This window comes from Enterobacter cloacae complex sp. IR5459, from assembly GCF_049238005.1.
GTDB classification, from domain to species: Bacteria; Pseudomonadota; Gammaproteobacteria; order Enterobacterales; family Enterobacteriaceae; genus Enterobacter; species Enterobacter hormaechei_C.
Map to the genome: position 1 here is coordinate 215,286 of NZ_JBMKIG010000007.1, position 17,309 is coordinate 232,594.

Annotated in this window: 14 protein-coding genes; 12 read left to right on the top strand and 2 right to left on the bottom strand. The window is 55.3% G+C overall.

What is annotated here, in order from left to right:
• The first annotated feature begins 57 nt into the window (after positions 1-57).
• Positions 58-2,082 (top strand): DNA helicase Rep, encoded by a 2,025-nt coding sequence (gene rep / locus ACOTX4_RS16295; RefSeq protein ID WP_003860830.1) that lies wholly within the window; start codon positions 58-60, stop codon positions 2,080-2,082.
• Between the two features lie 50 nt (positions 2,083-2,132).
• On the opposite strand, the gene gppA is transcribed toward rep, so the two are convergent.
• Positions 2,133-3,617: a guanosine-5'-triphosphate,3'-diphosphate diphosphatase gene (gppA, locus tag ACOTX4_RS16300; protein ID WP_032661064.1), complete on the bottom strand. Its 1,485-nt coding sequence runs from the start codon at positions 3,615-3,617 to the stop codon at positions 2,133-2,135.
• 6 nt (positions 3,618-3,623) lie between these two features.
• Complete coding sequence (gene rhlB / locus ACOTX4_RS16305) at positions 3,624-4,892, bottom strand: ATP-dependent RNA helicase RhlB (RefSeq protein ID WP_003860827.1); 1,269 nt, start codon at positions 4,890-4,892, stop codon at positions 3,624-3,626.
• 144 nt (positions 4,893-5,036) lie between these two features.
• Here rhlB and trxA point away from each other — a divergent pair, with 144 nt between their 5' ends.
• The 11 genes from trxA to wzyE all read left to right on the top strand — a co-directional run bounded on the left by trxA (position 5,037) and on the right by wzyE (position 17,305).
• Entirely contained in the window at positions 5,037-5,366 is a 330-nt protein-coding gene (gene trxA / locus ACOTX4_RS16310; RefSeq protein ID WP_006812392.1) for a thioredoxin TrxA, read from the top strand.
• 341 nt (positions 5,367-5,707) lie between these two features.
• Positions 5,708-6,967: a transcription termination factor Rho gene (gene rho, locus ACOTX4_RS16315; protein ID WP_001054528.1), complete on the top strand. Its 1,260-nt coding sequence runs from the start codon at positions 5,708-5,710 to the stop codon at positions 6,965-6,967.
• 242 nt (positions 6,968-7,209) lie between these two features.
• Entirely contained in the window at positions 7,210-8,313 is a 1,104-nt protein-coding gene (wecA, locus tag ACOTX4_RS16320; protein WP_001050933.1) for a UDP-N-acetylglucosamine--undecaprenyl-phosphate N-acetylglucosaminephosphotransferase, read from the top strand.
• A 13-nt stretch (positions 8,314-8,326) separates the two neighbouring features.
• Positions 8,327-9,373, top strand: a complete 1,047-nt coding sequence (gene wzzE, locus ACOTX4_RS16325; protein ID WP_017383601.1) for an ECA polysaccharide chain length modulation protein — start codon at positions 8,327-8,329, stop codon at positions 9,371-9,373.
• Between the two features lie 56 nt (positions 9,374-9,429).
• On the top strand, positions 9,430-10,560 hold the full coding sequence (gene wecB, locus ACOTX4_RS16330) for a non-hydrolyzing UDP-N-acetylglucosamine 2-epimerase (RefSeq protein ID WP_006812390.1): 1,131 nt from the start codon (positions 9,430-9,432) through the stop codon (positions 10,558-10,560).
• Complete coding sequence (gene wecC / locus ACOTX4_RS16335) at positions 10,557-11,819, top strand: UDP-N-acetyl-D-mannosamine dehydrogenase (RefSeq protein ID WP_022650164.1); 1,263 nt, start codon at positions 10,557-10,559, stop codon at positions 11,817-11,819. The genes wecB and wecC overlap by 4 nt, the downstream gene beginning before the upstream one ends.
• Positions 11,816-12,493, top strand: a complete 678-nt coding sequence (gene rffC, locus ACOTX4_RS16340) for a dTDP-4-amino-4,6-dideoxy-D-galactose acyltransferase (protein WP_022650165.1) — start codon at positions 11,816-11,818, stop codon at positions 12,491-12,493. The genes wecC and rffC overlap by 4 nt, the downstream gene beginning before the upstream one ends.
• A 4-nt stretch (positions 12,494-12,497) precedes the next feature.
• Positions 12,498-13,628, top strand: a complete 1,131-nt coding sequence (gene rffA, locus ACOTX4_RS16345; RefSeq protein WP_022650166.1) for a dTDP-4-amino-4,6-dideoxygalactose transaminase — start codon at positions 12,498-12,500, stop codon at positions 13,626-13,628.
• Position 13,629: 1 nt separating this feature from the next.
• Positions 13,630-14,880 (top strand): lipid III flippase WzxE, encoded by a 1,251-nt coding sequence (gene wzxE, locus ACOTX4_RS16350; protein WP_045332953.1) that lies wholly within the window; start codon positions 13,630-13,632, stop codon positions 14,878-14,880.
• Positions 14,877-15,956 (top strand): TDP-N-acetylfucosamine:lipid II N-acetylfucosaminyltransferase, encoded by a 1,080-nt coding sequence (locus ACOTX4_RS16355; protein WP_022650167.1) that lies wholly within the window; start codon positions 14,877-14,879, stop codon positions 15,954-15,956. Before wzxE ends, ACOTX4_RS16355 begins: the two co-directional genes overlap by 4 nt.
• Positions 15,953-17,305, top strand: coding sequence for an ECA oligosaccharide polymerase (wzyE, locus tag ACOTX4_RS16360; RefSeq protein ID WP_045332952.1), 1,353 nt, complete (start codon positions 15,953-15,955; stop codon positions 17,303-17,305). The genes ACOTX4_RS16355 and wzyE overlap by 4 nt, the downstream gene beginning before the upstream one ends.
• Positions 17,306-17,309 lie beyond the last annotated feature (4 nt).

Sequence of the window (17,309 nt, forward strand, 5' to 3'; positions counted from 1 at the left end):
GTCGGTATACTACCACGCGTTTTTCCTCCTCTCCCGACTTTCATTGAGTGATCATTTATGCGTTTAAACCCCGGACAACAACAAGCTGTCGAATTCGTCACCGGACCCTGCCTGGTGCTGGCGGGAGCGGGATCCGGTAAAACACGCGTGATCACCAACAAAATCGCCCACTTAATTCGGGGTTGTGGATACCAGGCGCGCCATATCGCGGCGGTCACCTTTACCAACAAAGCGGCGCGTGAGATGAAAGAGCGCGTCGGCCAGACGCTGGGCCGTAAAGAGGCGCGCGGGCTGATGATCTCCACCTTCCACACGCTGGGTCTGGATATTATCAAGCGCGAATACGCGGCGCTGGGCATGAAGTCCAACTTTTCTCTCTTTGATGACACCGACCAGGTGGCGCTGCTTAAAGAGCTAACGGAAGGGCTGATCGAAGATGACAAAGTGCTGTTGCAACAGCTGATCTCGACGATCTCGAACTGGAAAAACGATCTGATGACGCCGGCCCAGGCAGCGGCAAGTGCCAAAGGCGAGCGCGACCGCATCTTTGCCCACTGCTACGGTCTGTACGACGCGCATATGAAAGCCTGTAACGTCCTGGATTTCGACGATCTGATCCTGCTGCCGACGCTGCTGCTTCAGCGGAATGAAGAGGTGCGCGAGCGCTGGCAGAACAAAATTCGTTACCTGCTGGTGGATGAATACCAGGATACCAACACCAGCCAGTACGAGCTGGTAAAGCTGCTGGTAGGGCAGCGTGCGCGCTTTACCGTCGTAGGCGATGACGATCAGTCGATTTACTCCTGGCGTGGCGCACGTCCGCAGAACCTGGTGCTGCTGAGCAAAGACTTCCCGGCGTTGCAGGTGATTAAACTGGAGCAGAACTACCGTTCCTCCGGGCGTATCCTGAAGGCGGCGAACATCCTGATTGCCAATAACCCGCACGTCTTTGAGAAGCGCCTGTTCTCCGAACTGGGTTACGGCACCGAGCTGAAAGTCCTTAGCGCCAATAACGAAGAGCACGAAGCGGAGCGCGTAACCGGCGAGCTGATTGCCCATCACTTCGTCAACAAAACTGAATACAAGGATTACGCGATCCTCTATCGCGGTAACCACCAGTCGCGCGTCTTTGAAAAGATGCTGATGCAGAACCGCATCCCCTACAAAATCTCCGGCGGTACGTCGTTCTTTTCGCGTCCGGAAATCAAGGATCTGCTGGCCTATCTGCGCGTGCTGACCAACCCGGATGACGACAGCGCTTTCCTGCGCATTGTAAATACGCCGAAGCGCGAGATTGGCTCTGCGACGCTGCAAAAGCTGGGTGAATGGGCGATGACCCGCAACAAAAGCCTGTTCACCGCCAGCTTCGATATGGGGCTGAGCCAGACCCTGACCGGGCGCGGCTATGAGGCCTTAACCCGCTTTACCCACTGGCTGGGTGAGGTGCAGCGTCTGGCTGAGCGCGAGCCTGTGGCGGCAGTACGCGATCTGATCCACGGCATTGATTACGAATCCTGGTTGTATGAAACCTCCGCCAGCCCGAAAGCGGCAGAGATGCGCATGAAAAACGTTAACCAGCTCTTCAGCTGGATGACCGAAATGCTTGAAGGATCTGAGATTGACGAGCCCATGACCCTGACGCAGGTGGTCACCCGCTTCACGCTGCGCGATATGATGGAGCGCGGGGAAAGCGAAGAAGAGGCCGATCAGGTTCAGCTGATGACGTTACATGCCTCGAAAGGGCTGGAGTTCCCTTATGTCTATCTGGTGGGGATGGAAGAGGGCCTATTGCCGCACCAGAGCAGCATTGATGAAGATAACGTCGACGAAGAGCGCCGTCTGGCCTACGTTGGGATCACCCGTGCGCAGAAAGAGCTGACGTTTACGCTGTGCAAAGAGCGCCGTCAGTATGGTGAGCTGGTGCGCCCGGAGCCGAGCCGTTTTCTGCTGGAGTTGCCTCAGGACGATCTTATCTGGGAGCAGGAGCGTAAAGTCATTACCGCTGAAGAGCGTATGCATAAAGGGCAGGCAAACGTGGCAAACATTCGCGCGATGCTGGCAAAAGCCAAAGAGAAGGGATAACTATTTGTAGGCCGGGTAAGGCGAAGCCGCCACCCGGCACGCTTCAAGGGTCACTTCACATCAAGCGCCCAGTGCACATAGCTCTGCCACTGGTACTCCTGCTCAATCAGTTCCGCCCCAAGGGGATGATCCTCAAGCCAGTTTTCCGGTAGCGTCAGCGTCAGTTTCTCCTCGTCTGCCGCCAGCGTAATGGCTGGCAGCAAATCATCTCGACGCCGACTGGCAAACAGGATCGCCAGCCGAAGCAGACGACACAGATGCTCCGCCACGCGCGGCGGCACAGCGTTCTGCTGGTGAAGGGAAGAGAGATCGACGGCGTTAGTCTGATTCAGCAGCAGGGTGGCCAGCAGCTTCTTCTGGGCGGGCGTATAACCCGGCAAATCGAGATTACGCACCAGCCAGGCCGCGTGCAGCGGTGCCTGCTTGTACTCCACGCTGAGACCAATTTCATGTAGCGCACAGGCGCTTAGCAACAGATCGCGGCTTAACGGTTCAATATCCCAGCTTTTTTTCACCTGATCGGCAAACTGTGACGCCAGTTGACTCACTCTCTGCGCCTGGTCGGTATCCACAATAAAGCGGCGTTGAACGTTACGCAGCGTACGGCTACGGATGTCCTGATCGACCGACTGGTGCAGCATTCCGTAGACCAGACCTTCACGCAGCGCACCGCCTGCCAGGGTCATACACTGGATATTAAGCTCGGTGAAAATGGCAATCAGTATGGCGAGCCCACTGGGGAAAACCAGCGCGCGTTCAAGCGTCAGCCCTTCTATTTCAAGCTCTTCCAGACGACCACACTGGATGGCGCGCTGTTTAAGCTGCTGGAGTTTGGCAAGCGTGATCCGCTCGTCCATCCCCTGTGCCATCATGATTTCCTGCAACGCCTGCACGGTTCCGGACGCGCCGACACACACTTTCCAGCCGTGATAGCGCAGTTCGTCCATGACCGGGCGCAGGACCGCACGCGCCGCGTTTTCCGCCTCGTCAAAATTCTCTTTGGCAAGGTTTCGATCGGTAAAGTAGCGTTCCAGCCAGGTCACACAGCCCATTGACAGGCTGAAGAGCGACGTCGCCTGCGCGCCTGTGCCCGTGACCAGTTCGGTACTGGCGCCACCGATATCGACCACCAGACGACGATCGTCGCCGCCGGTCGTATGCGCCACACCCTGATAAATCAGACGCGCTTCTTCTTCACCGCTGATGACCTGCACCGGACAGCCCAGAATTTCCTGTGCTCTGGCAATGAAATCGCCAGCGTTAACCGCCAGACGAAGGGTCGCCGTGGCAACAACGCGAATTTGACTGAGCGGGATATCCTGTAAACGTTCTGCAAACAGACGCAGACACTGCCAGCCACGTTCCATGGCTTCCGGGGAGAGATGATTATCGCTGCTCAGGCCCGCCGCGAGGCGGACCTTGCGCTTAATGCGCGTCAGCGTTTGTATGCTTCCCGCCACCTCGCGCACAACCAGCATATGAAAACTATTCGAACCGAGATCAATTGCCGCATAAAGCGAGGTGGAGCTGAGCATATTTTCTTAACCTGAACGACGACGATTACGCGGTGCACCGCCGGAACGACGCGGGCCATTGCCGGAGCGTGGACGTGTAAGGCGCTTAGGTGGCGGCAACTCGCTTAACAGCGCTTCCGGATTGTATTTGCTCTGTGGAATAGAGTGACCGATGTAGGTCTCAATGGCCGGAAGGTTCAGCGCATACTCTTCACACGCAAGGCTGATGGAGTGACCGCTTGCGCCTGCACGACCAGTACGACCGATACGGTGTACATAGTCTTCACAGTCATCTGGCAGGTCATAGTTAAAGACGTGCGTCACGGCTGGAATGTGCAGGCCACGGGCCGCCACGTCGGTCGCGACCAGAATATCAAGGTCGCCACGAGTAAATTCGTCGAGAATGCGCAGGCGTTTTTTCTGCGCCACGTCGCCGGTCAGCAGACCCACACGGTGACCATCTGCCGCCAGGTGTCCCCAGATATCTTCACAGCGGTGTTTGGTGTTCGCGAAGATAATCGCGCGATCCGGCCACTCTTCTTCGATCAGGGTTTGCAACAGGCGCATTTTCTCTTCATTAGAAGGATAAAAAAGCTCTTCTTTAATGCGGTGCCCGGTTTTCTGCTCCGGTTCTACTTCCACATATTCCGCATTGTTCATCTGCTCGAATGCGAGTTCACGTACGCGGTATGACAGGGTTGCGGAAAACAGCATGTTCAGACGCTGGTTTGCCGCAGGCATACGGCGGAACAGCCAGCGGATGTCTTTAATGAAGCCCAGATCGTACATGCGGTCTGCTTCATCCAGCACCACGACCTGGATTGCGCCGAGGTTGATATGGTTCTGTTTGGCGTAGTCGATAAGACGGCCGGTGGTCCCAATCAGGATATCGACGCCGCTTTCCAGCACTTTCAGCTGTTTATCGTAGCCGTCGCCGCCGTAGGCCAGGCCAAGTTTCAGGCCGGTGGCTTGCGCCAGGGGCTCAGCGTCTGCGTGGATCTGTACCGCCAGTTCTCGCGTCGGGGCCATAATTAGCGCGCGCGGCTGGTTAACTTTGCGGTCTGCAATCGCTGGGTGAGAAAGTAAATAATGAAACGTTGACGTTAAAAACGCCATCGTTTTGCCAGTACCGGTTTGCGCCTGCCCTGCAACATCGCGACCGGCCAGCGTCAGCGGCAGGGCGAGAGCCTGAATGGGCGTGCAGTTATGAAACCCTTTAGTTTCAAGGGCTTCGATCACCTTTGGGTGCAGGGCGAAGTCGGAAAACTTCTGTTCTGTTAAATGTGTTTTGCTCATAGTGTGGTAGAATATCAGCTTACTATTGCTTTACGAAAGCGTATCCGGTGAAATAAAGTCAACCTTTAGTTGGTTAATGCGACATCAACACGTCGTTGGTGGAGACAAAACCAACGTACCAGGCTTATTCCTGTGGAGTTATATATGAGCGATAAAATTATTCACCTGACTGACGACAGTTTTGACACGGACGTACTTAAAGCTGACGGGCTGATCCTCGTTGATTTCTGGGCTGAATGGTGTGGTCCTTGCAAAATGATCGCTCCGATTCTGGATGAAATCGCTGACGAATATCAGGGCAAACTGACCGTTGCCAAGCTGAACATCGACCAGAACCCGGGCACCGCGCCAAAATACGGTATCCGTGGCATCCCGACCCTGCTGCTGTTCAAGAACGGTGACGTGGCAGCGACCAAAGTGGGCGCACTGTCCAAAGGTCAACTGAAAGAGTTCCTGGACGCTAACCTGGCGTAAGGTTTCTCAGCTGAGCGTCCAGAGCGCCTAATTAACGGCGAGATCTGGACGCCCGGCTTTAGTCGTGCTAAGTTAGCTATGACTACGTTTTAAACATATCTTGTTGTTTGAATCTTGTTTTACCCGATACTTCCCGTTGTTAACATAAACAGTGCGTGAAGTTGCTAGATTCCGGGCTTGTCACTCAATCCGTCTTGTCGTTTCAGTTCTGCGTTCTTTCCCTGTGACCAGACAGCGAACAGACATGAGGTGATGGCCGCTAAACAGGCATGGATGACCCTGCCATACCATTCACAACATTAAGTTCGAGAATCACCCCGAGTTTAAGAACCCACACCATTATGAATCTTACCGAATTAAAGAATACGCCGGTTTCTGAGCTGATCACTCTCGGCGAAAATATGGGACTGGAAAACCAGGCTCGTATGCGCAAGCAGGACATCATTTTCGCCATCCTGAAGCAGCACGCTAAGAGTGGCGAAGATATCTTTGGCGACGGTGTGCTGGAGATACTGCAAGACGGATTTGGTTTCCTCCGCTCCGCAGACAGCTCCTACCTCGCCGGCCCTGACGACATCTACGTATCCCCTAGCCAAATCCGCCGTTTCAACCTCCGCACTGGTGACACCATTTCAGGTAAGATTCGTCCTCCAAAAGAGGGTGAACGCTACTTTGCGCTGTTGAAGGTTAACGAAGTCAACTACGACAAACCGGAAAACTCCCGCAATAAGATCCTGTTCGAGAACTTAACGCCGCTGCACGCGAACTCTCGCCTGCGCATGGAGCGTGGTAACGGGTCTACTGAAGACTTAACCGCGCGTGTGCTGGATCTGGCATCGCCAATTGGTCGTGGCCAGCGTGGTCTGATTGTAGCGCCGCCAAAAGCCGGTAAAACCATGCTGCTGCAAAACATCGCGCAGAGCATTGCTTACAATCACCCAGACTGTGTGCTGATGGTGCTGCTGATTGACGAACGTCCGGAAGAAGTGACCGAGATGCAGCGTCTGGTGAAAGGGGAAGTGGTTGCGTCTACCTTCGACGAGCCTGCTTCCCGCCACGTTCAGGTTGCGGAAATGGTTATCGAGAAGGCGAAACGCCTGGTTGAGCACAAGAAAGATGTGATCATCCTGCTCGACTCCATCACCCGTCTGGCGCGTGCCTACAACACCGTGGTGCCGGCTTCCGGTAAAGTACTGACCGGTGGTGTGGATGCCAACGCCCTGCATCGTCCGAAGCGTTTCTTCGGTGCGGCGCGTAACGTGGAAGAGGGCGGTAGCCTGACCATTATCGCGACGGCGCTGATCGATACCGGCTCCAAAATGGACGAAGTTATCTACGAAGAGTTCAAAGGTACAGGCAACATGGAACTGCACCTTTCTCGTAAAATCGCAGAAAAACGCGTCTTCCCGGCGATCGACTACAACCGTTCCGGTACCCGTAAAGAAGAGCTGCTTACCACTCAGGAAGAGCTTCAGAAAATGTGGATCCTGCGCAAAATCATCCATCCAATGGGCGAAATCGACGCAATGGAATTCCTCATCAACAAACTGGCGATGACCAAAACGAACGACGATTTCTTCGACATGATGAAACGCTCGTAACGCAAATAATCCCAGTAAACGCCACGTTTTTACGTGGCGTTTTTTATTTATGGACTATACGCTATTACCACACACTCCCAATTTTGACCTGTCGGTGCGACAATAAGAATGTTTGCACAGTCAAAGAAATAATTGATTGAAAAACATACAAAGGGAGTTGTGAGAAGCCATCTTTAATCCTTCTGAGGCAGTGGCTTCATGGTTATACTTCCGGGACTAACATTTGTTGAGAGCAATCCATTGTGAATCTACTCACTGCAGTAACTGAGCTGATCAGTATTTTTTTATTCACAACCTGTTTTTTGTTCATTGCGCGCAAGGTAGCAAAAAGAATTGGGTTAGTGGACAAACCGAACTTCCGTAAACGTCATCAGGGGCTTATTCCGCTGGTGGGCGGCATTTCGGTATACGCAGGCATCTGTTTCACATTCGGGATCGCGGATTATTATATCCCCCATGCCGCACTCTATCTGGCATGTGCCGGTGTGCTGGTACTGGTCGGCGCCCTTGATGATCGTTTTGATATCAGCGTGAAGTTCCGCGCGACGGTACAGGCGGCCATTGGCATCATTATGATGGTGGTAGGCGGCCTCTATCTCAGAAGCCTGGGCTACGTGTTTGGTCCCTGGGAGCTGGTGCTTGGGCCATTCGGCTTCTTCCTGACGCTGTTTGCCGTGTGGGCGGCTATCAACGCCTTTAACATGGTTGACGGTATAGACGGTCTGCTTGGTGGGCTGTCCTCTGTTTCGTTTGGCGCGATCGGCATCATCTTATGGTTTGACGGCCAGTACAGCCTGTCAATGTGGTGCTTTGCTATGATTGCCGCCATCCTGCCATACATCTGCCTGAACCTGGGTGTGTTAGGGCGTCGCTATAAAGTCTTTATGGGCGATGCGGGCAGTACCCTGATTGGCTTTACGGTTATCTGGGTCCTGCTGGAAACCACGCAGGGTAAAACGCACCCTATCAGCCCGGTAACGGCTCTCTGGATTATCGCCATCCCGCTGATGGACATGGTCGCTATTATGTACCGCCGTCTGCGTAAAGGAATGAGCCCGTTTTCTCCCGATCGGCAGCATATTCACCACCTGATTATGCGCGCCGGCTTCACGTCTCGTCAGGCATTTGTGTTGATTACGCTTGCGGCTGCTATTCTGGCTGCGATTGGCGTTGCCGCAGAATACGCACATTTCATTCCTGAATGGGTAATGTTGGTATTATTCTTGCTAGCATTTTTCATGTACGGTTACTGCATCAAGCGTGCATGGAAAGTCGCGCGTTTTATTAAACGTTTAAAACGCAGGATGCGTCGGAACAGTGGCAAAAACACAACATTAACTAAGTAAAACCGGGACTATGATGACTCAACCGTTGGCGGGAGCGAAATCAGTGGGCACTGAGAACGAGCTGGATATTCGTGGTTTGTTTCGCGTGTTATGGCAGGGCAAACTGTGGATTGTAGGGATTGCCCTGGGGTTCGCGCTGTTAGCGCTTGCTTACACCTTCTTTGCAAAACAAGAGTGGAGCGCCACGGCGATCACAGACCGACCAACGGTGAATATGCTTGGAGGCTACTACTCCCAGCAGCAATTCCTGCGTAATCTTGATATCAAGGCCAATCTGGCGACCCCGGATCAGGCCTCGGTGATGGATGAATCCTACAAAGAGTTTGTGATGCAGCTGGCGTCGTGGGATACACGTCGCGATTTCTGGTCCCAGACGGACTACTACAAGCAGCGCATGGTCGGTAACAGCAAAGCGGATGCCGCGCTGCTGGATGATCTGATTAATAACATTCAGTTTATGCCTGGCGATGTGCTTCGTAACGTTAGCGACAGCGTGAAGCTGATTGCGGAAACGGCGCCGGACGCCAATAACCTGTTGCGTCAGTACGTTGCTTTTGCCAGCCAGCGCGCGGCCAGCCATTTGAATGACGAGCTGAAAGGCGCCTGGGCTGCGCGCACTATCCAGATGAAAGCGCAGGTCAAACGCCAGGAAGAGGTCGCTAAGGCCATCTTCGCCCGTCGCGTGCATAATCTTGAGCAGGCGCTGAAGATTGCGGAACAGCACAATATTTCCCGTAGCGAAACGGATGTTCCGGCGGACGAACTCCCGGATTCAGAAATGTTCCTTCTTGGTCGCCCAATGCTTCAGGCTCGTCTGGAAAATATCCAGGCCGTTGGCCCTGACTTTGACCTTGATTACGACCAAAACCGCGCCATGCTCAATACGCTCAACGTCGGTCCAACGCTGGACCCGCGTTTTCAGACCTATCGTTATTTAAGAACGCCTGAAGAGCCTGTAAAACGCGATAGTCCGCGTCGCGCATTCCTGATGATCATGTGGGGGATTGTGGGCGCACTGACTGGCGCTGGCGTAGCGTTATTGCGTCGCCGCACAAACTAAGAACGCCGTCTACGATGAAGGCTGTGACCTTCATCGTCTAATCGAAGAGAATCGATGTGAAAGTACTAACCGTATTTGGCACCAGGCCGGAGGCCATCAAGATGGCGCCTCTGGTTCATGCGCTGGCCAGAGATCCTGATATTGAAGCGAAAGTGTGCGTGACTGCCCAGCACCGTGAGATGCTCGATCAGGTCTTAACCCTCTTTTCTATCGTCCCGGATTACGATCTCAATATAATGAAACCGGGACAGGGACTGACGGAAATAACCTGCCGTATTCTGCAAGAATTAAAGCCTATTCTGGAGTCGTTCAAGCCGGATGTAGTGCTGGTGCACGGCGACACCACTACTACCGTGGCAACCAGCCTGGCCGCGTTCTATCAGCGTATCCCCGTTGGTCATATTGAAGCGGGTCTGCGTACCGGCAATCTCTATTCCCCGTGGCCGGAAGAGGCCAACCGTACGCTCACCGGTCACCTGGCGATGTACCATTTTGCGCCAACCGAGAACTCACGCCAAAACCTGCTGCGCGAAAATATCAGCGACAGCAAGATCTTCGTCACCGGCAATACGGTCATTGATGCGCTGATTTGGGTGCGTGACCGCGTGCTGGCTAACAGCGAGCTTCAGGCAGAACTTGCTGCGCGCTATCCGTTCCTGAACAACGGCAAGAAAACGATTCTGGTGACGGGCCACCGCCGCGAAAGCTTTGGCCGTGGCTTTGAGCAAATCTGCCACGCGCTGGCTGAAATCGCCGCGCAGAACGAGGATGTGCAGATTGTCTATCCGGTGCACCTCAACCCGAACGTCAGCGAACCGGTCAACCGTATCCTGGGTCACGTGGAAAACGTGCTCCTGATCGAGCCGCAGGACTATCTGCCATTTGTCTGGCTGATGAACCACGCCTGGCTGATCCTGACCGATTCTGGCGGCATTCAGGAAGAGGCGCCCTCCCTCGGTAAGCCGGTACTGGTGATGCGTGAAACCACCGAACGCCCGGAAGCGGTTACTGCCGGTACCGTGCGTCTGGTGGGAACGGATCCGCGTCGTATTGTCGAAGAGGTCACGCGCTTACTGCATGACGATGAAGAGTATCAGGCGATGAGCCGGGCCCACAATCCGTACGGTGACGGGCAGGCTTGTGGTCGTATTTTGCACGCACTTAAACACAATCGGGTAACGCTATGAGTTTTACTACCATCTCTGTTGTTGGTCTTGGCTATATCGGGCTGCCTACTGCGGCGGCCTTTGCCTCTCGTCAAAAGCAGGTCGTTGGCGTAGATATCAACGCGCACGCGGTGGAAACCATCAACCGTGGCGAAATTCATATCGTGGAGCCCGATCTCGATCGCGTGGTGAAAAAGGCGGTGGACGGTGGCTTCCTGCGCGCCAGCACCACGCCGGTAGAAGCCGATGCGTACCTGATTGCGGTTCCAACGCCCTTTAAAGGCGATCATGAGCCTGACATGGTTTACGTCGAGGCGGCGGCAAAATCCATTGCGCCTGTGCTGAAGAAAGGGGCGCTGGTTATCCTTGAGTCCACTTCACCTGTTGGGGCAACCGAGCAGATGGCACAGTGGCTGGCCGAGGCGCGTCCCGATCTTAGCTTCCCCCAGCAGGTGGGCGACCAGGCCGATATCAATATCGCCTACTGCCCTGAGCGCGTACTGCCAGGCCAGGTGATGGTGGAACTGATTAAAAATGACCGCGTGATTGGCGGCATGACGCCAGTCTGCTCCGCGCGCGCCAGCGAGCTGTATAAAATTTTCCTTGAAGGCGAATGTGTGGTGACCAACTCCCGCACCGCCGAGATGTGCAAACTGACCGAAAACAGTTTCCGCGACGTTAACATCGCGTTTGCGAATGAACTGTCGTTGATTTGCGCCGATCAGGGGATTAACGTCTGGGAACTTATTCGTCTTGCCAACCGTCACCCCCGCGTGAACATCCTTCAGCCGGGGCCGGGCGTGGGTGGGCACTGCATCGCGGTCGATCCGTGGTTTATCGTGGCGCAAAATCCGGAACAGGCACGCCTGATTCGCACCGCGCGCGAAGTAAACGACCATAAACCGCACTGGGTTATCAACCAGGTCAAAGCCACGGTCGCGGATTGCCTGGCCGACAGCGGCAAACGCGCCAGTGAGCTGAAAATTGCCTGCTTTGGTCTGGCATTCAAACCGAATATTGACGATCTGCGCGAAAGCCCGGCGATGGAAATTGCCGAAATGATCGCTGCCTGGCACAGCGGTGAAACGCTGGTGGTTGAGCCGAATATTCATGCGTTGCCGGCAAAACTTGCCGGTCACTGCACCCTTACCGCCCTGGATGACGCGCTGGCGACGGCGGATGTGCTGGTGCTGCTGGTGGATCACAATGCGTTTAAAGCGGTTTCCGGTGATGCCGTACGTCAGCAGTATGTTGTTGATACCAAAGGCGTGTGGCGTTGAGTATCCTCAACGGCGTGCTGGAGTCTCTTGAGTGGGAAAGCGCATTTTTTGCGCGTCCCTCAGCGATAGTGCGTCTGCGCGACAATGCCCCTGCGTTGCAGGATGCAGACTTCAGTGCCTGGCAGCGCGTACAGGCTAAGATCCCGGCGGACCGCGCCGATCTGCTGGACGCCCTCCAGCAGCACGGATTCCGGCTGGTCGAGGGCGAGGTTGATCTCTCTGTTACCGTGGCTCGCTACGCCTCACCGGGCGCGGAAATTGCAACGGAGCAGGATATCCCCACGCTGCGCAAGATGGCGGCGCTGGCCTTCGCTCAGAGCCGTTTCCGGGCGCCCTGGTATGCGCCCGATGACAGCGGTCGCTTTTATGCTCAGTGGATAGAGAATGCGGTCAAAGGCACGTTTGACCACGTCTGTCTGGTGTTCCGTACTGACGGGGGACAGATTCAGGGTTTTGTTTCGCTTCGCAGGCTCACCGAGCACGAGGCGCGCATCGGACTGTTAGCCGGGCGCGGCATGGGCGAGAAACTCATGCAGGCGGCGCTGCACTGGGCGGAGCAACAACAGGTATCGACGCTGCGGGTCGCAACCCAGATGGGCAACACCGCTGCGCTTAAACGTTATATTGCGAGTGGTGCCAGCATCGACGCCACCGCCTACTGGTTATACAGGTGACAAGATGATTCCATTTAACGCGCCTCCCGTTGTGGGCACTGAACTTGATTACATGCAGTCGGCTATGGGCAGCGGCAAGCTCTGTGGCGACGGCGGTTTTACCCGCCGCTGCCAGCAGTGGATGGAGCAACGTTTTCACAGTGCCAAGGTGCTGCTGACGCCGTCCTGTACCGCATCGCTCGAGATGGCGGCGCTGCTGCTGGATATCCAGCCTGGCGATGAAGTGATCATGCCGAGCTACACCTTCGTCTCCACGGCGAACGCGTTTGTCCTGCGCGGGGCGAAAATCGTGTTTGTGGATATCCGTCCGGATACCATGAACATCGACGAAACGCTGATTGAAGCGGCGATCACTGACAAAACGCGGGCGATTGTGCCGGTGCATTACGCGGGCGTGGCCTGTGAGATGGACACCATCATGGCCATCGCCAAAAAGCACAACCTGTTTGTGGTGGAAGACGCCGCGCAGGGCGTGATGTCCACCTACAAAGGTCGCGCGCTGGGCACCATTGGTCATATCGGCTGCTTTAGCTTCCACGAAACCAAAAACTACACCGCAGGCGGCGAAGGTGGCGCGACGTTGATTAACGATCGTGCCCTGGTGGAGCGTGCGGAAGTGATCCGTGAAAAAGGGACCAACCGCAGCCAGTTCTTCCGCGGTCAGGTAGATAAGTACACCTGGCGCGATATCGGCTCAAGCTACCTGATGGCGGATTTGCAGGCCGCGTATCTCTGGGCGCAGCTGGAAGCGGCAGAGCGAATCAATCTGCAACGCCTCTCCCTGTGGCAAACCTACTACGACGCGCTGGAGCCGCTGGCAAAAGCCGGACGTATTGAACTGCCGACTGTTCCGGCAGACTGCATCCACAACGCTCACATGTTCTACATCAAGCTGCGCGATAACGACGATCGCAGCAAGCTGATTGCCTGGCTGAAAGAGGCGGAAATTATGGCGGTATTCCACTATATTCCGCTGCACTCCAGCCCGGCTGGCGAAGCCTTCGGGATGTTTGCCGGTGAAGACCGTTACACCACCAAAGAGAGCGAACGTCTGCTCCGCCTGCCCCTGTTCTACAACCTCGCGCCGGTGAACCAGCGTACGGTGATCAATTCGCTTCTGAGTTATTTCGCCTGATATGTCTCTGGCAAAAGCGTCGGTGTGGACGGCAGCGTCCACGCTAGTAAAAATTGGCGCCGGGTTACTGGTCGTCAAGCTGCTGGCCGTCTCATTTGGTCCGTCAGGCGTTGGGCTGGCAGGGAACTTCCGCCAGCTGGTCACGGTGCTTGGCGTGCTGGCGGGAGCCGGGATATTCAATGGCGTCACCAAATACGTCGCGCAGCATCATGACGATGCCGAAAAGCTCCGCACGGTGGTGGGCACCTCCTCGGCTATGGTGCTGGGCTTCTCTACGTTGCTGGCCGTCGTCTTTTTGCTGGCGGCGGCACCCATCAGCCAGGGGCTGTTCGGACACACGCATTATCAGGGGCTGGTGCGCCTGGTGGCGCTCGTTCAGATGGGGATCGCCTGGGCAAACCTGCTGCTGGCGCTGATGAAAGGCTTCCGTGATGCCGCCGGGAATGCGCTGGCGCTGATCCTCGGCAGCATCATCGGCGTTATCGCCTACTACTTTTGCTATCGGCTGGGCGGCTATGAAGGCGCGCTGCTGGGGCTGGCGCTGGTGCCTGCGCTCGTTGTCATTCCGGCAGCGTTTATGCTGATGCGCAGAGGCAATGTCCCGCTGAATTACCTGAAACCGCAGTGGGACAAGATGCTGGCGGGGCAGCTCGGTAAGTTTACCCTGATGGCGCTCATCACTTCGGTAACGCTTCCCGTTGCCTACGTGATGATGCGAAACCTGCTGGCAGCGCATTACAGCTGGGATGAAGTGGGGATCTGGCAGGGCGTGAGCAGCATTTCAGATGCTTACCTCCAATTTATTACGGCTTCCTTTAGCGTCTATTTACTGCCAACCTTATCGCGCCTGACTTCCAGGCAGGATATTGCCCGCGAGATTTTTCGCTCCCTGCGTTTTGTATTGCCGGCGGTTGCGATCGCCAGCTTTACCGTCTGGTTACTGCGTGATTTCGCCATCTGGCTGCTGTTTTCGGCGAAGTTTACCGCCATGCGCGATCTGTTTGCCTGGCAACTGGTCGGCGATGTGCTGAAAGTGGGGGCATACGTTTTCGGCTATCTGGTGATTGCGAAGGCTTCGCTGCGGTTGTATATCCTGGCAGAGATCGGCCAGTTTGCGCTGCTGACGGCATTTTCTCACTGGCTGATCCCCACCCACGGTGCGCTGGGGGCGGCTCAGGCCTATATGGCAACTTATATCGTTTATTTCGCTGCCTGTTGCGGCGTATTTTTACTTTGGCGTAAACGCGCATGACTGCACTGATACACATACTGGGATCGGATATCCCGCATCACAACCAGACCGTTCTACGTTTCTTCAATGATGAACTGGCATCCGGCACGCCCGATGCGCGCGAGTTTATGGTCGTTGGACGCGATAACGGTCTGAGCGCGGCGTGTCCGGCATTGCACATCACCTTCTGGCCAGACAAAGCGGCGCTGACCAAAGCCGTTGTCGCGAAAGCTAAAGCGGACCGAAGCCAGCGTTTCTTCTTCCACGGACAGTTCAATACTGGCCTGTGGCTGGCGCTGTTAAGCGGCGGGATAAAACCTTCCCAGTTCAGCTGGCATATCTGGGGAGCGGATCTCTACGAAGTCTCACGTGGCTGGAAATTCCGTCTTTTCTATCCGCTGCGTCGTCTGGCCCAGGCGCGCGTGGGCTGCGTTTTTGCTACCCGTGGCGATCTCAACTATTTTGCTAAACAGCACCCGAAGGTTCGCGGGGAGCTGCTCTATTTTCCGACCCGTATGGATCCGGCGCTGAACACCCTGGCGAATGACGCGATTCGTGAGGGCAAACTGACCATCCTGGTGGGAAATTCCGGCGATCGCAGTAACGAGCATGTCGCGGCGCTGCGGGCGGTACATCAGCAGTTTGGCGATACGGTGAACGTAGTGGTGCCGATGGGCTATCCCGCTAATAACGACGCCTACATCAATGACGTTCGCCAGCAGGGGCTTGCGCTGTTTAGCGCGGAAAATCTGCACATTCTCAACGATAAGCTGGAATTTGATGACTATCTCGCGCTCCTGCGAAAATGCGATCTGGGCTATTTCATCTTTGCCCGTCAGCAGGGGATTGGTACGCTGTGTCTGCTGATTCAGGCGGGCGTACCGTGCGTGCTCAACCGCGAAAACCCGTTCTGGCAGGACATGGCCGAACAGCATATTCCGGTGCTGTTTACCTCTGACACGCTTAATGTCGAGGTCGTACGGGAAGCGCAGCGTCAGCTCACGCTGGTGGATAAAAATAGCATCGACTTTTTCAGCCCGAACTACCTCACGCCGTGGCACCACGCGCTGCGTATTGCTTCAGGAGACAACGCATGAGCCAGTTGCAATTTAGCGGCTTGCTGGTGGTCTGGCTGCTGAGCACGCTGTTTATCGCCACGCTCACCTGGTTTGAGTTCCGGCGCGTACGTTTTAACTTCAACGTTTTCTTCTCGCTGCTGTTTTTGCTGACCTTTTTCTTTGGCTTCCCGCTGACCAGCATCCTCGTGTTCCGCTTTGATGTTGGCGTCGCTCCGCCGGAAATCTTGTTGCAGGCACTGCTCTCTGCGACCTGCTTCTACGCGGTGTATTACGTCACCTATAAAACGCGCCTGCACGCGGCGAAAGACACCGCACCCCGTCGTCCGCTGTTTACCATGAACCGGGTAGAAACCCATCTGACGTGGGTTATGCTGATGACCATCGCCCTCGTCAGCGTGGCGATTTTCTTCATGCATAACGGCTTTTTACTGTTTAAGTTACAGTCCTATAGCCAGATTTTCTCCGCCGAAGTCTCTGGTGTCGCGCTCAAGCGTTTCTTCTATTTCTTCATTCCGGCGATGCTGGTGGTCTTTTTCCTGCGTCAGGACAGCAAAGCCTGGCTGTTCTTCCTGGTCAGCACCGTCGCATTTGGCATTCTGACCTACATGATCGTCGGCGGCACCCGCGCCAACATCATTATCGCCTTCGCGATTTTCCTGTTTATCGGCATTATTCGCGGCTGGATCTCGCTGTGGATGCTGGCGGCGGCAGGCGTCTTTGGCATTGTGGGGATGTTCTGGCTGGCGCTGAAGCGCTACGGACTGAACGTGGCGGGCGACGAAGCGTTTTATACCTTCCTGTATCTGACGCGCGACACCTTCTCGCCGTGGGAAAACCTGGCATTGCTGCTGCAAAACTACGACAAAATCGAATTCCAGGGGCTGGCGCCGATTGTTCGCGATTTCTATGTCTTTATACCGACGTGGCTGTGGCCTGACCGTCCCGGTATTGTCCTGAACACGGCGAACTACTTTACCTGGGAAGTGCTGAACAACCATTCGGGCCTGGCGATTTCCCCAACCCTGATTGGCTCGCTGGTAGTGATGGGCGGAACGTGGTTTATCCTGCCGGGCGCGATCGCGGTCGGGTTGATAATAAAATGGTTCGACTGGCTATATACGCTGGGTAACGAAGAGACCAACCGCTACAAAGCCGCTGTTTTGCACAGTTTCTGTTTCGGTGCCATTTTCAATATGATCGTTCTGGCGCGCGAGGGGCTGGATTCATTCGTCTCACGCGTGGTGTTCTTTATGGTCGTTTTCGGACTCTGTCTGCTGCTGGCAAAACTGCTGTACTGGTTGTTTGACAGTGCAGGGCTTGTGCACAGACGTGAGCCACAGGGCAGCACAACGCTGTCGCAAGTCTGAGTAG

Excerpts from the sequence above, each read along its gene's own strand:
- rhlB (WP_003860827.1), bottom strand. The coding sequence starts at position 4,892 with ATGAGCAAAACACATTTAACAGAACAGAAGTTTTCCGACTTCGCCCTG.
- wzyE (WP_045332952.1), top strand. The coding sequence starts at position 15,953 with ATGAGCCAGTTGCAATTTAGCGGCTTGCTGGTGGTCTGGCTGCTGAGC.
- rep (WP_003860830.1), top strand. The coding sequence starts at position 58 with ATGCGTTTAAACCCCGGACAACAACAAGCTGTCGAATTCGTCACCGGA.
- wzxE (WP_045332953.1), top strand. The coding sequence starts at position 13,630 with ATGTCTCTGGCAAAAGCGTCGGTGTGGACGGCAGCGTCCACGCTAGTA.
- rffA (WP_022650166.1), top strand. The coding sequence starts at position 12,498 with ATGATTCCATTTAACGCGCCTCCCGTTGTGGGCACTGAACTTGATTAC.
- wecC (WP_022650164.1), top strand. The coding sequence starts at position 10,557 with ATGAGTTTTACTACCATCTCTGTTGTTGGTCTTGGCTATATCGGGCTG.
- trxA (WP_006812392.1), top strand. The coding sequence starts at position 5,037 with ATGAGCGATAAAATTATTCACCTGACTGACGACAGTTTTGACACGGAC.
- rho (WP_001054528.1), top strand. The coding sequence starts at position 5,708 with ATGAATCTTACCGAATTAAAGAATACGCCGGTTTCTGAGCTGATCACT.
- ACOTX4_RS16355 (WP_022650167.1), top strand. The coding sequence starts at position 14,877 with ATGACTGCACTGATACACATACTGGGATCGGATATCCCGCATCACAAC.
- wzzE (WP_017383601.1), top strand. The coding sequence starts at position 8,327 with ATGACTCAACCGTTGGCGGGAGCGAAATCAGTGGGCACTGAGAACGAG.
- gppA (WP_032661064.1), bottom strand. The coding sequence starts at position 3,617 with ATGCTCAGCTCCACCTCGCTTTATGCGGCAATTGATCTCGGTTCGAAT.